Here is a 17,200-nt window from a genome sequence, read left to right as displayed (position 1 = left end):
CAATGGAATGAACGGGGCCATGATCTTGCGGCGCATACCTTTGCAGGAGTGAGCCTGCTCGCGATAGCGGTGGATCAGTCAATCCATTCGCTGGCAGACACGACCTCATCGCGAGCAGGCTCACTCCTACAGGTTCTCCCACACTTACAGCGTTGGTCAGAAGTGGAAGTTGGCACTCAGCAATGCTGTCCGACCCGCCGCCACGTGGGCGTAGTGGGTCTGGAACACCTGGTCGAAATAACGCTTGTCGGTCAGGTTCTGCACGTTGAGTTGCAGGTCGACGTTCTTGGTCAGTGCATAGCTGGCCATGGCGTCGTAGCGCCAGTAGGACGGGATCTCCACCGAGTTGGCGACGTTGCCGAACTGCGAGTCGACGAAGGTCGCGCCGCCGCCAATGGTCAGTTTTTCCGGGATCAGGTCATAGGTCGACCACAGCGTGAAGTTGTTTCGCGGTGTGCTCGGCATGTGGTTGCCTTTGTCGGCGGCCAGCGTGGTTTTGACCACTTCGCTGTCCATGTAGGTGTAGCCGCCGAAGACTTTCCAGTTGCGTGTCAGCTTGCCGCTGTAGGTCAGTTCCAGACCATTGACGACCTGCTCGCCGTCGAGCACCTGGGTGGTGGCGCCGTCCGGATCGTCGATGCGTGCGTTGGTTTTCTCGGTGCGGAACAGCGCAGCGGTCAGCGACAGGTCGTCACCGAAGAAGTCCCACTTGGTGCCGATCTCGTAGTTGCGGTTTTTTTCCGGGTCCAGGTCGCTGTTGTTCGCCGCCAGTTCCAGGCTGCCGTTGCCGCTGGTTTCGCCGGCCGGGTTGCTGGAGGTGGAGTAGGCCGCGTAGACACTGCCATTAGGCAGCGGGTTGTAGACCACGCCGATCTGGTAGTTGAGCAGGTCGCTGGTGTTCTCGCGAGAGAAGTTGCCCGCTACCGCGCCGCGCCCGCCGGTGCTGTAACCGCTGGATTCGGTCTGATAGTTGTCGTAGCGCAGGCCCAGGTTCAACGACCATTGCTCGTTGAACTTCAGGGTGTCGAACACGTAGGCCGCTGCGGTTTTGGTGTCGGTATCGGTGTATGCGGCACTGTCAGTGATTTTGCCCGCCCAGTTATCCCCAGGGGTGGGCTTGTACAGGTTGGTGCAGTCGCCGGAGCGGAACAGCGCAGCGTTGCACGTGGTGCCGCTGGCGGACGAGGTCAGGACGTACGGCCGGTTGTGGGTGTCCTGATAGGAGAACTCCAGCCCGGTGACCAGGCTGTGTTCGATGCCGGCCGTGTTGAATTTGGCGCTCAGGTCGGTCTGGTTGACCCAGCCGCTGGACGTCGAGTTGCGGCTCTTGGCGCCACGATAGACACTGCCGTTGGCCACGTTACCCTTGCTGTCGTCCGGGTTGCTGACGATGTAGTCCAAGGTCGAGCGCGACATGCGGAAGCTGTTGGAGACGGTCAGGTCATCGTTCAGGTCGTGTTCGATCTTGAAGGTGCCGCTGTCGTCGCTGGTCTGGCGATAGTCACGGCTGGTGAGGCCGTAGAAGTTGTCGCGGTTGACGTTGGCCGGTTTGTCGACGTGGTATTTGCTGCGATTCGAACTGGAGGTCAGCGGGATGCCGTAGTCCGGGATGTCGTCGGTTTCGTTGTGATAGTAACCGACGATTACCCGGGTGTCGGTACCCAGGCCGAACGAGAAGGTCGGCGCCACGCCCCAGCGGCTGACGTCCACGCCATCACGTCCGGCAACGTTGGCTTCATGCTTCATCAGGTTCAGGCGGAAGGCCGAGGTGTCGGTCATCTGCTGGTTCAGGTCGAGCGTGGTGCGTTTGGTCTGGTCTGAACCCCAGGTGAAACCACCGTTGTAGAAACTGCCCAGTTTGGCGGTCTTGCTCACCAGGTTCAGGCTGCCACCGGTGGAGCCGGCGCCGGTGAAGGCCGAGCCTGGGCCCTTGCTGACTTCGACCGATTCCACGTCGAAGATTTCGCGACTTTGCGAGGCCGGGTCGCGCATGCCGTCGATGAACACGTCGCTTTCGGCATTGAAGCCACGAATGATTGGGCGGTCACCGGCCGGGTTGCCGCCTTCGCCGGCACCGAAGGTGATGCCGGGCGTCGTACGCAGCGCGTCGACCAGGCTGGTGGCGCCGGTGTCACGGATAACCTGCTGCGGGATGACGGTCACGCTTTTTGGCGTTTCGCGCAGCGGTGCAGTGTATTTCTTCGATTGCGATGCATCGGTTTTGTAGGAGGTGTCCTGCTGCTCGCCAACAACGCTGGTGGCATCCAGTGCAATCGCATTGCCAGAGGCTTTTTCATCGGTTTGCTGGGCTGCAAATACCATGTGCCCAGCGGAGCCGGCAGTAATGGCGACACCAATGGCCGACGCCAGCAGACGTGGTGAACTGACCGGCAATTGTGCGTGTTGACGTGACATTTTTATTCCCCTCCCCAAGGATTTGAGGCGGCGGAATATAGGGTAAACAGGTATTCGTATCAATTGCGAAATATTGTTATTCGCGACGAATTTACATTCTTTACAATTTGGCCTTACGGTTTTTGCCGATTCATTCGTCACACGGGTTTTACACGGTCAATAAGAATCAATACCATTGGCACCCCTTTGCCATCAGGTACGTTCGTCATGCTGCTGCACATTCCCGGCCTGTTCGCCAAAGACGAAGTGCAGCGCATCCGCGAGGCGCTGGAGCAGGCGGATTGGGCTGATGGCAAGATCACCGCCGGTTATCAGTCGGCCAAGGCCAAGCACAATCTGCAATTGCCGGAAGGCCACCCACTGGCCAAAGAAATCGGCGCAGCGATGCTCGAACGGCTGTGGAAAAACCCACTGTTCATGTCTGCCGCGCTGCCGCACAAAGTATTTCCGCCGTTACTCAACTGCTACACGGCGGGCGGCAGTTTCGATTTTCACATCGACAACGCTGTACGCCAGCCCCAGGGCAGCATCGAACGGGTGCGCACCGATCTCTCGGCCACGCTGTTTTTCAGCGAGCCCGAGGACTACGACGGTGGCGAGCTGGAGATCCAGGACACCTTCGGCACCCAGCGGGTGAAACTGCCTGCCGGCGACATGGTGCTGTACCCCGGCACCAGCCTGCACAAGGTCAATGCCGTCACGCGCGGTACGCGTTATGCGTCGTTCTTCTGGACGCAAAGTCTGGTACGCGAAGACAGCCAGCGCGCCTTGCTGTTCGAGATGGACGGGGCGATCCAGCAGTTGACTCAAGACATGCCCGATCACCCGTCGCTGATCCGCCTCACCGGCACCTATCACAATCTGCTGCGGCGCTGGGTCGAGGTATGAGTTTTCAACTGCGGCGCGAGGAAGTGCTCGACGGTGCACAGCTCAGCGCCATGCTCGAAGAAAGTCCGGCCCGTGCCGCGCAGGCGATTCTGCTCGCGGCCGGTCAGGGCATTGTCGAAGCGCAGGCATTGCTCGGGCAGATCCTGCTCGACGGCCGTGGCATCGCTCAGGATCAACCGTTGGCGCTGCGCTGGTTTGCTATCGCTGCCGGCCAGGGGCATTTAATGGCGCGCAACATGCTCGGTCGCTGCCATGAGCATGGTTGGGGCTGTGTGGCGGATGCTGCGGTTGCCGCGCAGCATTATCGAATGGCCGCGGATGCCGGCCTGGACTGGGCGATGTACAACCTGGCCAATCTGCTCGCGACCGGGCGTGGTGTGGCGGTGGATCATGCTCAGGCGCTGGCGCTGTATCAACGCGCCGCCGAAGCCGGCCACGCCAAATCGATGAACCTGCTGGGACGTTATCTGGAAGAGGGCCAGGCCTGCCAGGCCGATCCGGCAGCAGCGCACGACTGGTATCGACGTTCGGCCGAGGGCGGGGATTTTCGTGGGCAGTTCAGTCATGCCGCGATCCTGGCGGAAGCAGGGCGCCTCGATGACGCATTGCAATGGCTTGAGAAAGCCCTGGTGATCGGCAACGTGAAATTCTTACAGGTCAGCAGCGAGTCGCTGCTGACCTCCGCGCATCCGCAGATGCGCGCCATGGGCGAGGCGTACCGTCAGCGTCTGTCGGTCCTCGCTGGCGGAGCGCCTGCCCTTCATCAGGCGTGAAAGGCAGGCGCGATCAATCAGCCACGCAACCAGCGTCCCTGCAGCGGATACAGATAATTGCGCAGGGCCTGGCTGTGCTCGAGCACTCGCTCGCCGCGCAGCAGGATATTGTCGTTGGGTGAAGCAGTGACAGCACTGAGAAACGCTGACAGCGCTTCGGTCAATTTGCCGGTTTCGCTGACATAGGTTTGCCGGTGGGGCAGAACCTTCTGAGTGTCAGTCAGCTGACGGCTCTTGTCATCGTTGTCCCGCAGCTGTTTGGCCAGCGAGGCCACACGCTCCTCGCGCTGGTCGAGGCGCGTCTGCAGGATCTGTCGCGCTCTGAGCAGGTCCTTGTATTTGATCAACTCATTGCCTTCGTCGAGAAACTTGGTGGCGACGAGCAGTCCAGCTTCCAACGCCAGGGCTTCAGGGCTTTTGGGTTTGCCGCTGAACATCGCCTTGAGTTGCTCGAACAGCGGTTTGATTCGGTCGATGACTGTCAGTTTTTCAAACTCCGCAATGGCCAGATTCAGAACCGCCTCATCGTCTTTCAATTGAGCCAGCGGGATTTTCTCGGCGGTGTATTCACGGTCCAGATCGACTTTGGCGGTGGCCAGTTCCTCGAGTCGGAAACGGTTGTTGCTGATGGCGATGCTCTGCACACCGAATACACCGTTGTGCAGTGACAAGTGCAGCGTGGTTATTTGATCGATACACAGCCTGATCAGTCCTGTAACAGCCTGCGAATAAAGCTTGCGTGCGTTTGCAGCCTGAGGGGTGGATTCAGCCTCGCCGAGGCTGGCCAGGGCCTGCAGGTTCTCGCTCAGTTCGTCTGTCTCCAGTGCAGAGATTGCCGTGGTGATGGCGTTGGCAGCCACGAGATCCAGATCGCTGACGGCGGTATTCAAGCTGAGCAATTCATCGCTCAGGGCTTTGATGTACAGATTGGCGGAGCCGATGATCGCCTGGTAACGAATCGCCTCGCGGCTTTCGTTGAGGCGGCCAAGATCGGGCAGGGCGTAAGCAATGGTTGTCATGGGAAATTATTCTCGCTTGGATGGATGGCGTTAGTCGAAAGCGCTGATAAGCAGGTTCGAGTTGTTCTGAACGGTTTTCCAGTTCTTGAGAACAACATTGAAACTCGCGACAAAAGTTCTGAGGGTCAGGAATTCATGCATGCCCATTACTGTGTTTTGCGAGGCGTTGATGTACTGAGTAATTTCGCTCCACAGCTGCTCAAGTTGTGAGGTGCTATTGACGGCGCCCTCGACATAGATCGACATACTGCTCAAGCTCGACTGAAACTCCATGAGCGTGCCGGCAAGAATGTTTTTTTGCTTGACCTGCTCGGCCAGCAAGTCTCGTTGCTCAATCAGCGGACGCAAGTGGATTGCCTGCTCCAGATTGACGTGCCGATGCCAGGCGGGTCCGCCACCGGTGTAAACCACGATGGTGCCGAAGATGTAGTCGAAAAAATCAGCATTGGACTCTCTGGTCTTCTCGGCAATACGCTGCTCGGCAAGATCAATGGCGGCATTCAACTCGGTAAGCTGTCGGTTGATTTGCGCATCGCCGGCCAGTTTCAGTTTTTCGCCAATTCTGACGGCGACCTTGTCGTTGAGCTCCGCCTTGAAGTATTTCAGGCGCTCATTGACGTCCCGGCTGCTGAGCTTTTTGTCCTCGATCGACCGTGCAATGAACGCCAGTGATTCCTGGATGGAACCGAATCGGTTCTTTTCTTCCCGACCGATTTCCAGCGGCGGCAGACTGTTTATCTCTTCTTCACTCAGCGAGTCGATAGTGCCAATGAAGTTGATGTAGCCCGGCATGGTCACGATCGCGTCGATAATGTCCTGACCGAAACTTTCCAGGTCTTCCGAAAAGGTAGCGAGGCTACCGGCCACGCGCCTCATCGAATATTCGATATCTGTCCAGGAATTGGCATTGTTAATCATCGTGTGATTGAGTTCGACAATGTCGGTTAACTCCAGACCGATGATGCCGGTGCGTTTTGTTTTCAATTGCCTTTCGACATCTTCGATATCGCGCGGCAATGCCTTGGCGGCGGAAATGTAGTTTTTTATTTTTCGAATGTCATCTTTGGTGATGAGCGGTTTTGAGATGGGTTGCACTTTCAATTCCTTTGAAGTGTTGTTTGAGTCCTTAGGTTAAATCCGGATTCGCTGTTGAGTACATGTATTGATTGTGACTTGTTGTTGGTTATGATTTGTCGTTTTTTGTAATTTTTTGCATGGGTGGCTGGTTGTCTGTCGCAAGACGATGTTTGTGTATTTAGTTTTAATATTTGATTGGTTGCATGCGCTGCTTTTGTCGATCTAAGTTGAGGGGTGGCGTTGATTTGATTGCGCTCCGGATGAGCGCGCCAACGCTGTAAGTGAATAATCAATATTAATATCCGAAGAAGACAAGGAGTCTCCGATGGAACAGAATTTAAATGACAAGATGGTTGAGGCCGCCGCAAAAGCCCCATTGCTTTTTGTGAACGCTTCGTTGGGTGAGGGCGAAGAATACAATCGGGACACCGGTCTCCATGTGACCAAAGAGCAAATAAACAATTTGAGGAGGTATGAGGCGCTAGGCTTGTCCCTGCCGATTCAATTGGACGACGTCATTGCCTATCTTAACTATGGCTCCGGTGATGACGGTGGTGTGGGACGCACTGCTCGGGATTTTTTGCGAACTTTTACCACGACCTATCAGCATGCTCGACGCTGGTCGCCTCTGCGCGAGAAAATAATGCTGACGGGAAATGATCTGAAGATATTTGCTGGCAGCATCATCGGAACGGGTGATGCCATTGTTGAAGTGTATAACGATCTGAGGGCTTCTAAATATCTGGAAGAGCATGATATTACTACGGTTGAACAATATCTGAAACTTCAACGGCAAATGCCAGGGCTACCAGATCTTGATCTTGCCCCTGGCGATATCGCCGATATTCGAAGTTATTTGAATGACTTGCTGTCAGCAATCAGGCTTTGTCATCAAAAAGCCGAACACGTACGCGGGGAACTGGATCGTTTCGGCACCGATATGCGAGAGTCTGTTCTGCCGGAAATCAAGCTGCGACTGGAGTTCGTTTCCAGGAATACGTACGCGTCCGATATCAAAGAGTTGCAAGGTCAAATGGATCAGCGTTCCGCTGAGATTGATGAGCTGAACAAACAATATGAAAAGTTGGTTCAAGATGCGATCAGAGATGCGGCGGGTCTTAACATTGGTGGACTGGTCATGGCTATCTATCAGGGTGTCAAAGCTGAAAAAATACGCCGTGAACGTAATGCGTTGAAGCAACTGCAGCAGGCCGATAATCAAAAAATGGCCAGCAAGAACCAGACGCTGAGTTCGCTGAATAAAGTTCGTGATGATCTGCAAAACCTTAGTTACGTTGCGATCGAGGCCGATGTAGCAACCCAAAACCTCATGCTGGTTTGGAACGCGCTCGGTGATTATGTCGTTGCCTCCATTATTAAAGTCAATGAAATCGACGAGTCCGTATCGTTGCGCGCTTTCAAGCGTCAGATAGTTCAAATCATCGCTCCGTGGGAGCAAATACAATCCAAGGCCGATCAGTTGTTGGCGGTGTTTGCGGAAGCCGATAAAGAATACCAAAACAATAATGTCGCGATTCGGAGTAGAGCTGCAATGCAAAATTTTTCGATCAATGCTGCAGAACCAGCGTTCAATATGCAAAAACTGCGCGAACACAATGCGTCCGTGCAGCAACTGAGCACTACTGCGCAAATGCTCTTTGAGCAGTTCGATTACATGCCCGGCACTGTCGGGGCCATGAACGGTGTGGCACTGGCGTTGAACAAGGAAACTTTTGAATTGCGCGACAAGGCGCAGAGACTAAGCATCAGTCTGGTGCTGTCCGAGAGGAATTTAAAATCCTATCAGGAAGAATTGAGTTCTCCGGAGGATGCGGAAGAGGTGCGCGAGGACATGGAGGTGGAGCTGAAAGATATTTTCGCTAAAGTCTCTGCGCAAACTCGAGACTTGAAAAGTATCCACAAGAGCATTGGCGCAGTCTATGACCGCAAGGCGTCGGCGGAGTGGATCGTCAAGCTGGAAGAAGAGCGTGTCAGTAACGAGGAACTCAAGACCCAATCCGAAGAGAAAATTGCAGCCTTCACTGCTGAGATAAAGTCTATTTCCGATGCGATTGATCTGATCACCAAGGCGGGTATCGAAAAAATTGGCCAGGAAGCCCAGTTATCGCTTGAAAATCTGAAGGCGTTGGGTCTGGCGCCTCCGCAAGTTCAAATCGCCATGTTAGCTATTGATACCCTGAAAAAATTGATTTCTGGTATTGGTGAGGCGATTTCTTATCTCAACATGCTGGCTGCGTACCGTCGACTCAGCGACAAAGCAGCTGAAATGCGCGCTCAGTTGCGAAAGCACCTCAACGATGGCACTCGGATTGTTGGGCGTATTGAACTGGTCACTACGCTGGACGAGCAGGACGACGAACGTTCGAAGTACGCCAATGAGTTTGCCAGCCTGATCAACTACTTTGATCTGCTCTCTACTGAGTTTACCCAGGACACTTCGGTGCCGGTGGACGGCCGGGCAGACTCTGCAATTGCCCGGATTGCCGAAGCCGTAAACGTTCTGAAATCCATTTCCCAATAACAAGGAGGTGAGGAAGTGGGCGATCGCTCGCCCACTTCCTGCACAGGAAATATGAATTCAGTGAGTTATGAGTTTTCGGCGCCGCAGCGCGAGGTGCTGAATCGGTATGTCCGTTGGCTGGGTCTGTTGATACCGACCTACGACAACACGCCAGTTGTATTTGAGGCGCGACGAAAAAGTGGCCATCAACGCGCAGAACTGTCCTGGGATACGCGCCTGAACCGCGTTAACTTTTATGAACAGTATCTACAAGAGAGCTGGGAGCGAATTAGAGACCTGCGGAGTTTGACCAGTCGGTATTTGAGTGACCTGGATACGTTTGGACGTGAATCTTTGGAAATAACACAGAGAACATCGAAACGCGCACCTGTCAGTCAGGTTGACGTAACAAGTTACAGTCTGTATCGCTCGACGGACTGGGGAAGGTCTCCACCTACCAGCCCCAGAGGATTGGTTCACCAGTTGGGTAATTGTTTCTGGAGCTTGAGCGGAGTAATCAATCCGATTGAGGGCCAGATTGACATGCTGGGCGAGGCATCATTTGGATTGAACGCGGCATTTATCAAGATAATGGGTTGGCAGTCGTGTGCCTGTCATCCACAACCGACTGTCGCGCAAGAGTTGTTCAGGAATTCTGCGACAACGCCTCCCTGGGACATTGCTTACTCTTCTTCAGACCCCACGATCAGGGCTGCCGAGTATCAGGCCGATATTGCTAAGCTCTTCAATGAGTTCGTACCGCTGAATATTCAGATGGGCGTGTTCCTCAGAAACGTATCTGAGCGTGCGAGAGGCTTGGGCACTGCCCTCACACAAACCGAAAATATGACCACCATGGGGCTGCTGAATTTCAAGATCGAATCGGCTCTGGAAGGCGCTGATGAGATTTTGCAGATGTTGACGCACTTCGAAAACTGGCTGAAAAAATAAAAAAGGCCCATTCAATGGGCCTTTTTTATTCTGAGGTGTCGATTACACGTAGAACGATTTCAGCGGCGGGAAGCCATTGAATTCGACGGCGCTGTAGCTGGTGGTGTACGCACCGGTCGACAGCCAGTACAGGCGATCACCGATGGCCAGGTTCAGCGGCAGGCCGTACTTGTAGTTCTCGTACATGATGTCGGCGCTGTCGCAGGTTGGGCCGGCGATGACCACTTCTTCCATCTCGCCTTTCTTCTCGGTCCAGATCGGGAACTTGATCGCTTCGTCCATGGTTTCGATCAGGCCGGAGAACTTGCCCACATCGGTATACACCCAGCGCTCGACGGCGGTGCGGGATTTACGCGCAACCAGTACCACTTCGCTGACCAGAATACCGGCGTTGGCAATCAGCGAACGGCCCGGTTCCAGAATGATTTCCGGCAGATCGTCACCGAAGTCTTCCTTGAGGAAACGGATGATTTCTTCGGCGTAGGTTTCCAGGCTGTTGGTGCGGGTGATGTAGTTGGCCGGGAAGCCGCCGCCCATGTTGATCAGCTTCAGATGAATGCCGTCTTCTTCTTTCAGGCGTTCGAAGATCACTTTGACCTTGGCGATGGCCGCGTCCCAGACGCTGATATCACGCTGCTGCGAGCCCACGTGGAACGAGATGCCGTAAGGCACAAGGCCCAGGTCACGGGCGAGGATCAGCAGGTCCATGGCCATGTCGGTCTGGCAGCCGAACTTGCGCGACAGTGGCCAGTCAGCGGTGGTCGAGCCTTCGGTGAGGATACGCACATAGACTTTCGAACCCGGCGCGGCCTTGGCGATGTTGCGCAGGTCGGCTTCGGAGTCGGTGGCGTACAGGCGCACGCCCTTCTCGAAGAAGTAGCGGATGTCCTTGGATTTCTTGATGGTGTTGCCGTAGCTGATCTGGTCCGGGCTGACGCCACGGCTCAGCACTTTGTCCAGCTCATAGATGGAGGCGATGTCGAAGCTCGAGCCTTTCTCTTTGAGCAGGTCGATGATCTCGACGGCCGGGTTGGCCTTGACCGCGTAGTAGACCTTGGCGAATTCGAAACCGGCGCGCAGGTCATCGTAGGCCTGGCTGATCATCGCGGTGTCGATCACCACGAACGGGGTTTCCTGTTTGTCGGCGAACGCCTTCATTTTCTGAAAGGTTTCGCGCGCGAAATAGTCTTCGACCTGGATCGACATGCTGGAGTGCTCCTATGGGCAAACGGGTAAAAACATGGGTGTAAATGAACGTCCTCCGTATCCCCACTTTGGTTCGCCTACTTCCCAAGGCATGTCGCCGAAAGCAAAAAGGCCACGGGCGTAACTGCCCTTGGCCTTGCTGTCTCGTCGTCAGTACTTGAGCCGGATGGATCGTTTCCAGCATGGACGTTCGGCGCGAACTTTAGGGCGTGAGGGGCCTGAGATCAACTAAAAATGTCGCGTTTTTGCACGCTTCTGACGTGCGTCGCGGATATCACTCTTTGTAGCCGACCGAGATGACGGACAGATGTTCCCCGAGAATTTTCATGTGTTAAAAATACCTGCACGTTCGATGCTTTTGTCGGCTAAGTCGTGGGTAAGTACGATAGGCGCAACATCGGCGACGTTGGCGGCGAGAGGGCGGGTTGAGAGGGATTTTGATCGGTGTGACGGAAGGTTTTGCAGTACCAGAACCCACCTCGGTGTTGATATTTTTTTCCAGCCTTTGCAAACAAGAAAAAACTGTGGCGAGGGAGCTTGCTCCCGCTGGACTGCGAAGCAGTCCCCCGCTTTTTTTGAAAAGAGGGGCCGCTGCGCGACCCAGCGGGAGCAAGCTCCCTCGCCACAGGTTAGATGTGCGACCTTTTAATCGATCAGGCGACCACGGCCTCAGCCGGCGAGACGATATTGGTCTTCATCCCGCGCGAACGCCCCGAACTCAGGTAAGCCGCAATCGACTCCTGCGTCACCTCTCCCAGGAACACCCGCTCGGCATCCATCACCGGCAGCCACGAACGGTTGAACTCGTACATGCGCGACAGCAGGATGCGCAGATGCTCGTCGTACGCCGCGGTGGCGTTGAACTCGCGCAGATACTGCGCGCAGGTGCCGGTCTGGCGGTGCAGGTCGCGACGACGGACGTAACCCAGCGCCTTGTTCTCGGCACAGGTGACCACCACGTAGCGGCGGTCATGCTCGTCCATCAATTCCAGCGCATCGGCCACCGGGGTTTCCGGACTGACCGATGGCGCGTTGTCCGCTGCGTCTTCAGCCTTCACCAGCAGCAGACGCTTGAGGGTGCTGTCCTGGCCAACGAAGTTGCTGACAAAGTCGTCCGCCGGGTGCGCGAGCAGGGTGTCCGGATGGTCGATCTGCAGCAGTTTGCCGGCGCGGAAAATCGCGATCTTGTCACCGAGCTTGATCGCTTCGTCGATGTCGTGGCTGACCATGATCACGGTCTTGTTCAGCGCCCGCTGCATCTCGAAAAACTCGTTCTGGATCATCTCGCGGTTGATCGGGTCGACCGCACCGAACGGCTCGTCCATCAGCAACAGCGGCGCATCAGCGGCCAATGCGCGGATCACACCGATGCGCTGTTGCTGGCCACCGGACAGTTCACGCGGATAGCGGTGCAGATACTGTTTGGGTTCCAGTTTGATCATGCTCATCAGTTCGCGGGCGCGGTCGTGGCATTTCTGTTTGTCCCAGCCGAGCAGTTTCGGTACCACGACGATGTTCTCTTCGATGGTCATGTTGGGGAACAGGCCGATCTGCTGGATCACGTAGCCGATGTTGCGGCGCAGGGTCACTTCGTCGAGGTCGGTGGTGTCTTCGCCGTTGATCAGGATCTTGCCCGAGGTCGGCTTGATCAGGCGGTTGATCATTTTCAGCGTGGTGCTTTTGCCGCAACCAGATGGCCCGAGGAACACACAGATTTCGCCTTCATTGACGGTCAGGCTCACCGAGTCCACGGCTTTGACATCTTTGCCGTTGCTCTGGAAGGTCTTGCTGAGGTTTTGAAGTTCGATCATTTGAGGAGTCCTTTTGGAGTCAGCGTACGTTGCAGCCACTGCAGGAGAAGGTCGGCGAAGATCGCCAGAAGACTGACCAGCAGCGCGCCGACGATCAGCATCGACATGTCGCTGCGGCTGATGGAGGCGAGGATCAGCACGCCAAGGCCACCGGCGCCGATGGTCGCGGCGATGGTCATCACACCGATGTTCATCACCACCGCAGTGCGCACCCCGGCGAGGATCACCGGCACCGCAATCGGCAACTCGACCATGCGCAGGCGCTGGCCGAAGGTCATGCCGATACCGCGTGCGGCTTCACGGATGCCTGGCTCGACGCCGGTCAGGGCGAGGTAGGTGTTGCGCATGATCGGTAGCAGTGAATAAAGGAACACCGCGGTGATCGCCGGCATCGGCCCAAGGCCCTGGCCGAACTTGGAGTAGAACGGCAGCAGCAGACCGAACAGCGCAATCGACGGCACGGTCAGCAGCACCGTGGCGCTGGCCTGCAAGGGACCGGCGAGGCTCGGGAAGCGCGTCATCAGAATGCCCAGCGGCACACCAATGAGGATCGCCAGTGTCACGGCGATGCCGACCAGGGTGATGTGCTGCCAGGTCAGGTGCATCACCTGCTGCCAGTCGAGGTGGGAAAAGGCGTTCAGAAATTCCATGACTTTTCCTCCTTAGTTGAGTGGGTGCTGGCGCAGAAAGTCGGCGGCCACTTTCGATGGGCTTTCGTGATCGACGTCGACCCGCGCGTTGAGCTGGCGCATGGTTTCGTCATCGAACAGTTCTGCCAGCGGCTTGAGTTGCTCGGCCAGTTGCGGGTGCGCATCGAGGTAGGCCTGACGCACCACCGGCGCGGCGGTGTAGTCGGGGAAGTAGTGCTTGTCGTCTTCCAGCAACTTCAGGCCGAAGGCATTCAGGCGACCGTCGGTGGTGTAGACCAGACCGGCAAACACCTGGCCGTTGCGCAGCGCGGTGTAGACCAGCCCCGCGTCCATCTGGCGGATGTTGTTGCGGGTGAGGTTCATGTCGTAGAGCTTGACCATGCCGTCGAGACCGTCGGAGCGGTTGGCAAACTCGGTGTCCAGCGCCACCAGGTGATTGGTCTTGGCTTCATCGCGCAGCACCTTGTTCAGGTCGCTGATGGTGTTGATCTGCGGGTACTCCTCGGCGACTTTTTTCGGCAGGGCGAGGGCGTAGGTGTTGCTGAATTTCGACGGGGTCAGCCAGACCAGGCCTTTTTTCGCGTCGAGTTCTTTGACCCGGGCGTAGGACTGTTCGCTGTCGAGTTTTTCGGTGACATGGTTGTAGGCCACCAGCGACACGCCGGTGTATTCCCAGAGCATGTCCAGTTGCCCGCTTTCGTGAGCGCTGCGGGCGAGGTTGCTGCCCAGACCGCCGGTGATCTGCGCGTCGTAGCCTTTGCTGCGCAGGTATTGCGCGGTGATTTCCGCGAGCAGGGTCTGCTCGGTGAACACCCGGGCGCCGAGGCGAATTACCGGTTTTTCGGCGGCTTGGGCCAATCCTGCAAACAGCAGGAGGCAGCTCAAGATCAAGCTAAATCGTTTCATAAATATTCCTTCGCAAGAGCCTTAAGACGGGCGCAAACCGCGTTCCAGCCAGAGACGGCTGGCGAGGGTGACCACGCCATCGAGCAGCAGGGCCAGCAGCGCGGTGCACGCGGCGCCGAGCAGCAGTTGCGGCTGATTGTTCAGGGCGATGCCGGGAAAGATCAGGCTGCCGAGGCTGTTGGCGCCGATCAGGAATGCCAGCGGCGCGGTGCCGACGTTGATCGCCAGTGCCACGCGCACGCCACCGATGATGATCGGCACGGCGTTGGGCAATTCAACTTTCCACAGCACCTGACGCGGGGTCATGCCGATGCCGACGGCGGCTTCTTTCAGCGAACCCTGGACGTTTTTCAGGCCTTCGTAGGTGTTGCGCACAATCGGCAACAGAGAGGCGAGGAACAAAGCGAAGATTGCCGGGCCACTGCCGATGCCGAGAATCCCCAGGGCAATCGCCAGTACGGCCAGCGGTGGCACGGTGTTGCCGATATTGAAGATCTGCATGAAGCGTTCAGCGCGGCCGACCATGGTCGGGCGACTGAGGAAGATACCGGCGGGGATGCCCACGACAAGGGCGGCCAGCATTGAAGCGAGGACGAGAATCAGATGAGCTTGCAGGTAAAACAACAAATCGTCGCGGTAATGTTCGATCGTGTTGATGCCGATCCAGTGGACCAGCAGGGCCAGGAGCGCGATAACCACCGCACCTCCCATCAGCCCTTTGCCATAGCGGATAGCCACAGGCGGACTCCTTTTTTATAGTCGGCGAACGCCGTCCCGAGTGGCATGCCATGCCTGGCTGCCGGGAAATAAACGTTCGCGAGAAGCAGCTCCCTCAGCACCGGCAAAAAGCGGCCTGAAAGCGAGCCATGAGCGCAGCCTCGTCAGGCTAACTTGCTGATTTTTCAGCCCCTGACGAAATGTCGTAACAGGGGATGGACGTCTCCGTGCTTTAAAAGGTTCCCATCCGGGGCAGCATTTGGCCACCCTTAATGTGCTCAACGGTTCGGTTATTGCATCGAGTTGGGCTATAATCGCGGCCCTTTTTTGAATCACCGCCAGGCGATTTCCCATGACCAACCAGGCCGCCGAAGTCGCGAAACGCCGCACTTTCGCCATTATTTCCCACCCCGATGCCGGTAAAACCACGATCACCGAAAAGCTCCTGTTGATGGGCAAGGCGATTGCAGTGGCCGGCACGGTGAAATCCCGTAAATCCGATCGCCATGCGACATCCGACTGGATGGAGATGGAGAAGCAACGGGGTATTTCCATTACCACGTCGGTCATGCAGTTCCCGTATCGCGAACACATGATCAACCTGCTCGACACCCCGGGCCACGAAGACTTCTCCGAAGACACCTACCGCACCCTGACGGCGGTCGACTCGGCGCTGATGGTGCTCGACGGCGGTAAAGGCGTTGAGCCACGGACCATCGCGCTGATGGACGTCTGCCGTCTGCGTGACACGCCGATCGTCAGCTTCATCAACAAACTCGACCGTGACATCCGCGACCCGATCGAACTGCTCGACGAGATCGAAGCCGTTCTGAAGATCAAGGCTGCGCCGATCACCTGGCCGATCGGTTGCTACCGCGACTTTAAGGGCGTTTATCACCTCGCCGACGACTACATCATTGTCTACACCGCCGGTCACGGTCACGAACGCACCGAAACCAAGATCATCGAGAAACTCGACTCCGACGAGGCGCGCGCGCACCTGGGCGACGAGTACGATCGCTTCCTCGAACAACTGGAGCTGGTGCAGGGCGCCTGCCACGAGTTCAACCAGCAGGAGTTCCTCGACGGTCAACTGACCCCGGTGTTCTTCGGTACTGCATTGGGCAACTTCGGGGTCGACCACGTGCTCGACGCCGTCGTTGACTGGGCCCCGCGTCCGCTGGCCCGTGTCGCCAACGAGCGCACCGTCGAGCCGGTGGAAGAGAAGTTCTCGGGCTTCATCTTCAAGATCCAGGCGAACATGGACCCGAAACACCGTGACCGCATCGCCTTCATGCGTATCTGCTCCGGCAAGTACGAGAAAGGCATGAAGATGCGCCACGTGCGTACCGGCAAGGACGTGCGCATCGGCGACGCCCTGACGTTCTTCTCCTCCGAGCGTGAACAGCTGGAAGAGGCGTACGCCGGCGACATCATCGGTCTGCATAACCACGGCACCATCCAGATCGGCGACACCTTCAGCGAAGGTGAAGTCCTCGGTTTCACCGGCATCCCGCACTTCGCCCCGGAACTGTTCCGTCGTGTGCGTTTGCGTGATCCGTTGAAGTCCAAGCAGTTGCGTCAGGGCCTGCAACAGCTGGCTGAAGAGGGCGCGACGCAGGTGTTCTTCCCGGAGCGCAGCAACGACATCATTCTTGGCGCCGTGGGTGTGCTGCAGTTTGATGTGGTCGCCAGCCGCTTGAAGGAGGAATACAAGGTTGAGTGCTCTTATGAGCCGATCACTGTGTATTCCGCGCGCTGGATTGAATGCAGTGACAAGAAGAAGCTTGAGGAGTTTTCCAACAAGGCTGTGGAGAACCTGGCATTGGATGGCGGTGGGCACCTGACCTATCTGGCGCCGACGCGGGTTAACCTGGCGTTGATGGAAGAGCGGTGGCCGGATGTGAAATTCCGTGCGACGCGTGAGCATCATTAAGCGTTGAGCTGAGTTGTCTGGAGCCCCTGAGGTGTAGGCCTTGGGGGCTTTTTTTGGGCTTTGTCTTGGCGGCCTTCGGGCCGACCAGGCTTCGGGTGGTTTGGGTGTATATCCGTTTTTCGGTGATGGCGGATTAGGGTTCCGCCCTTACGGCGGGTCACTTTTTCCAGACGCCGAAAAAGTAACCAAAAAGGCTTGCTCCTGCGTTCGGCCCGCTCGCTGGGGCTCGGGGTTCCTTCGCTGCGGGACCGATCCGGGGGCAGCGCCTCCGGTTTGCTTCGCTGCACCTCCTCTCGCTGTGTTTGGCTGCGCCAAACGGTCGCTGCGCTC

The 17,200-nt window shown here is 56.8% G+C and carries 13 protein-coding genes; 5 read left to right on the top strand and 8 right to left on the bottom strand.

What is annotated here, in order from left to right; translation table 11 throughout:
- Positions 1–156 precede the first annotated feature (156 nt).
- Complete coding sequence (locus LCH64_RS26090; RefSeq protein WP_201135818.1) at positions 157–2,415, bottom strand: TonB-dependent siderophore receptor; 2,259 nt, start codon at positions 2,413–2,415, stop codon at positions 157–159.
- Between the two features lie 207 nt (positions 2,416–2,622).
- Here LCH64_RS26090 and LCH64_RS26085 point away from each other — a divergent pair, with 207 nt between their 5' ends.
- A complete protein-coding gene (locus tag LCH64_RS26085) occupies positions 2,623–3,303 on the top strand; it encodes a Fe2+-dependent dioxygenase (protein ID WP_226501728.1) in 681 nt (226 codons plus the stop codon).
- The gene (locus LCH64_RS26080) at positions 3,300–4,076 is read left to right on the top strand and encodes a tetratricopeptide repeat protein (RefSeq protein ID WP_226501727.1); all 777 of its coding nucleotides are present in this window, start codon (positions 3,300–3,302) and stop codon (positions 4,074–4,076) included. Before LCH64_RS26085 ends, LCH64_RS26080 begins: the two co-directional genes overlap by 4 nt.
- A gap of 17 nt (positions 4,077–4,093) precedes the next feature.
- Here the strand turns inward: LCH64_RS26080 and LCH64_RS26075 are convergent, their stop codons facing one another.
- Positions 4,094–5,095: an alpha-xenorhabdolysin family binary toxin subunit B gene (locus LCH64_RS26075; protein ID WP_226501726.1), complete on the bottom strand. Its 1,002-nt coding sequence runs from the start codon at positions 5,093–5,095 to the stop codon at positions 4,094–4,096.
- Between the two features lie 30 nt (positions 5,096–5,125).
- Positions 5,126–6,190, bottom strand: coding sequence for an alpha-xenorhabdolysin family binary toxin subunit A (locus LCH64_RS26070; protein ID WP_226501725.1), 1,065 nt, complete (start codon positions 6,188–6,190; stop codon positions 5,126–5,128).
- Positions 6,191–6,497: 307 nt separating this feature from the next.
- Between LCH64_RS26070 and LCH64_RS26065 the strand changes: the two genes are divergently transcribed.
- Together LCH64_RS26065 and LCH64_RS26060 are read left to right on the top strand one after the other, a co-directional pair.
- Positions 6,498–8,714: an alpha-xenorhabdolysin family binary toxin subunit A gene (locus tag LCH64_RS26065; protein ID WP_226501724.1), complete on the top strand. Its 2,217-nt coding sequence runs from the start codon at positions 6,498–6,500 to the stop codon at positions 8,712–8,714.
- Positions 8,715–8,729: 15 nt separating this feature from the next.
- A complete protein-coding gene (locus tag LCH64_RS26060) occupies positions 8,730–9,644 on the top strand; it encodes a hypothetical protein (RefSeq protein WP_226501723.1) in 915 nt (304 codons plus the stop codon).
- 42 nt (positions 9,645–9,686) lie between these two features.
- Here the strand turns inward: LCH64_RS26060 and LCH64_RS26055 are convergent, their stop codons facing one another.
- The 5 genes from LCH64_RS26055 to LCH64_RS26035 all read right to left on the bottom strand — a co-directional run bounded on the left by LCH64_RS26055 (position 9,687) and on the right by LCH64_RS26035 (position 14,928).
- On the bottom strand, positions 9,687–10,850 hold the full coding sequence (locus LCH64_RS26055) for a type III PLP-dependent enzyme (RefSeq protein ID WP_003221589.1): 1,164 nt from the start codon (positions 10,848–10,850) through the stop codon (positions 9,687–9,689).
- A 653-nt stretch (positions 10,851–11,503) separates the two neighbouring features.
- Positions 11,504–12,661, bottom strand: coding sequence for an ABC transporter ATP-binding protein (locus LCH64_RS26050; RefSeq protein WP_003221591.1), 1,158 nt, complete (start codon positions 12,659–12,661; stop codon positions 11,504–11,506).
- On the bottom strand, positions 12,658–13,311 hold the full coding sequence (locus LCH64_RS26045) for an ABC transporter permease (protein ID WP_007965673.1): 654 nt from the start codon (positions 13,309–13,311) through the stop codon (positions 12,658–12,660). The genes LCH64_RS26050 and LCH64_RS26045 overlap by 4 nt, the downstream gene beginning before the upstream one ends.
- Positions 13,312–13,323: 12 nt before the next feature.
- Positions 13,324–14,217 carry a glycine betaine ABC transporter substrate-binding protein gene (locus LCH64_RS26040; protein WP_003221596.1) on the bottom strand — a complete coding sequence of 298 codons (894 nt, stop codon included), beginning with the start codon at positions 14,215–14,217 and terminating at the stop codon, positions 13,324–13,326.
- Positions 14,218–14,238: 21 nt separating this feature from the next.
- Positions 14,239–14,928, bottom strand: coding sequence for an ABC transporter permease (locus LCH64_RS26035; protein WP_177327464.1), 690 nt, complete (start codon positions 14,926–14,928; stop codon positions 14,239–14,241).
- Between the two features lie 358 nt (positions 14,929–15,286).
- On the opposite strand from LCH64_RS26035, the gene LCH64_RS26030 reads away from it, so the two are divergent.
- Positions 15,287–16,870 carry a peptide chain release factor 3 gene (locus LCH64_RS26030; protein WP_027610807.1) on the top strand — a complete coding sequence of 528 codons (1,584 nt, stop codon included), beginning with the start codon at positions 15,287–15,289 and terminating at the stop codon, positions 16,868–16,870.
- Positions 16,871–17,200 lie beyond the last annotated feature (330 nt).

The organism is Pseudomonas sp. MWU16-30322, assembly GCF_020515535.1.
Classification (GTDB): Bacteria; Pseudomonadota; Gammaproteobacteria; order Pseudomonadales; family Pseudomonadaceae; genus Aquipseudomonas; species Aquipseudomonas fluorescens_H.
The sequence above is the reverse complement of the archived record's forward strand: the minus strand, read 5'-3'. Positions and strand labels throughout refer to the sequence as shown.

Coding starts and splice junctions, on each gene's coding strand:
- LCH64_RS26090 (WP_201135818.1), bottom strand. CDS start 2,415: ATGTCACGTCAACACGCACAATTGCCGGTCAGTTCACCACGTCTGCTG.
- LCH64_RS26085 (WP_226501728.1), top strand. CDS start 2,623: ATGCTGCTGCACATTCCCGGCCTGTTCGCCAAAGACGAAGTGCAGCGC.
- LCH64_RS26080 (WP_226501727.1), top strand. CDS start 3,300: ATGAGTTTTCAACTGCGGCGCGAGGAAGTGCTCGACGGTGCACAGCTC.
- LCH64_RS26075 (WP_226501726.1), bottom strand. CDS start 5,095: ATGACAACCATTGCTTACGCCCTGCCCGATCTTGGCCGCCTCAACGAA.
- LCH64_RS26065 (WP_226501724.1), top strand. CDS start 6,498: ATGGAACAGAATTTAAATGACAAGATGGTTGAGGCCGCCGCAAAAGCC.
- LCH64_RS26055 (WP_003221589.1), bottom strand. CDS start 10,850: ATGTCGATCCAGGTCGAAGACTATTTCGCGCGCGAAACCTTTCAGAAA.
- LCH64_RS26050 (WP_003221591.1), bottom strand. CDS start 12,661: ATGATCGAACTTCAAAACCTCAGCAAGACCTTCCAGAGCAACGGCAAA.
- LCH64_RS26045 (WP_007965673.1), bottom strand. CDS start 13,311: ATGGAATTTCTGAACGCCTTTTCCCACCTCGACTGGCAGCAGGTGATG.
- LCH64_RS26040 (WP_003221596.1), bottom strand. CDS start 14,217: ATGAAACGATTTAGCTTGATCTTGAGCTGCCTCCTGCTGTTTGCAGGA.
- LCH64_RS26035 (WP_177327464.1), bottom strand. CDS start 14,928: ATGGGAGGTGCGGTGGTTATCGCGCTCCTGGCCCTGCTGGTCCACTGG.
- LCH64_RS26030 (WP_027610807.1), top strand. CDS start 15,287: ATGACCAACCAGGCCGCCGAAGTCGCGAAACGCCGCACTTTCGCCATT.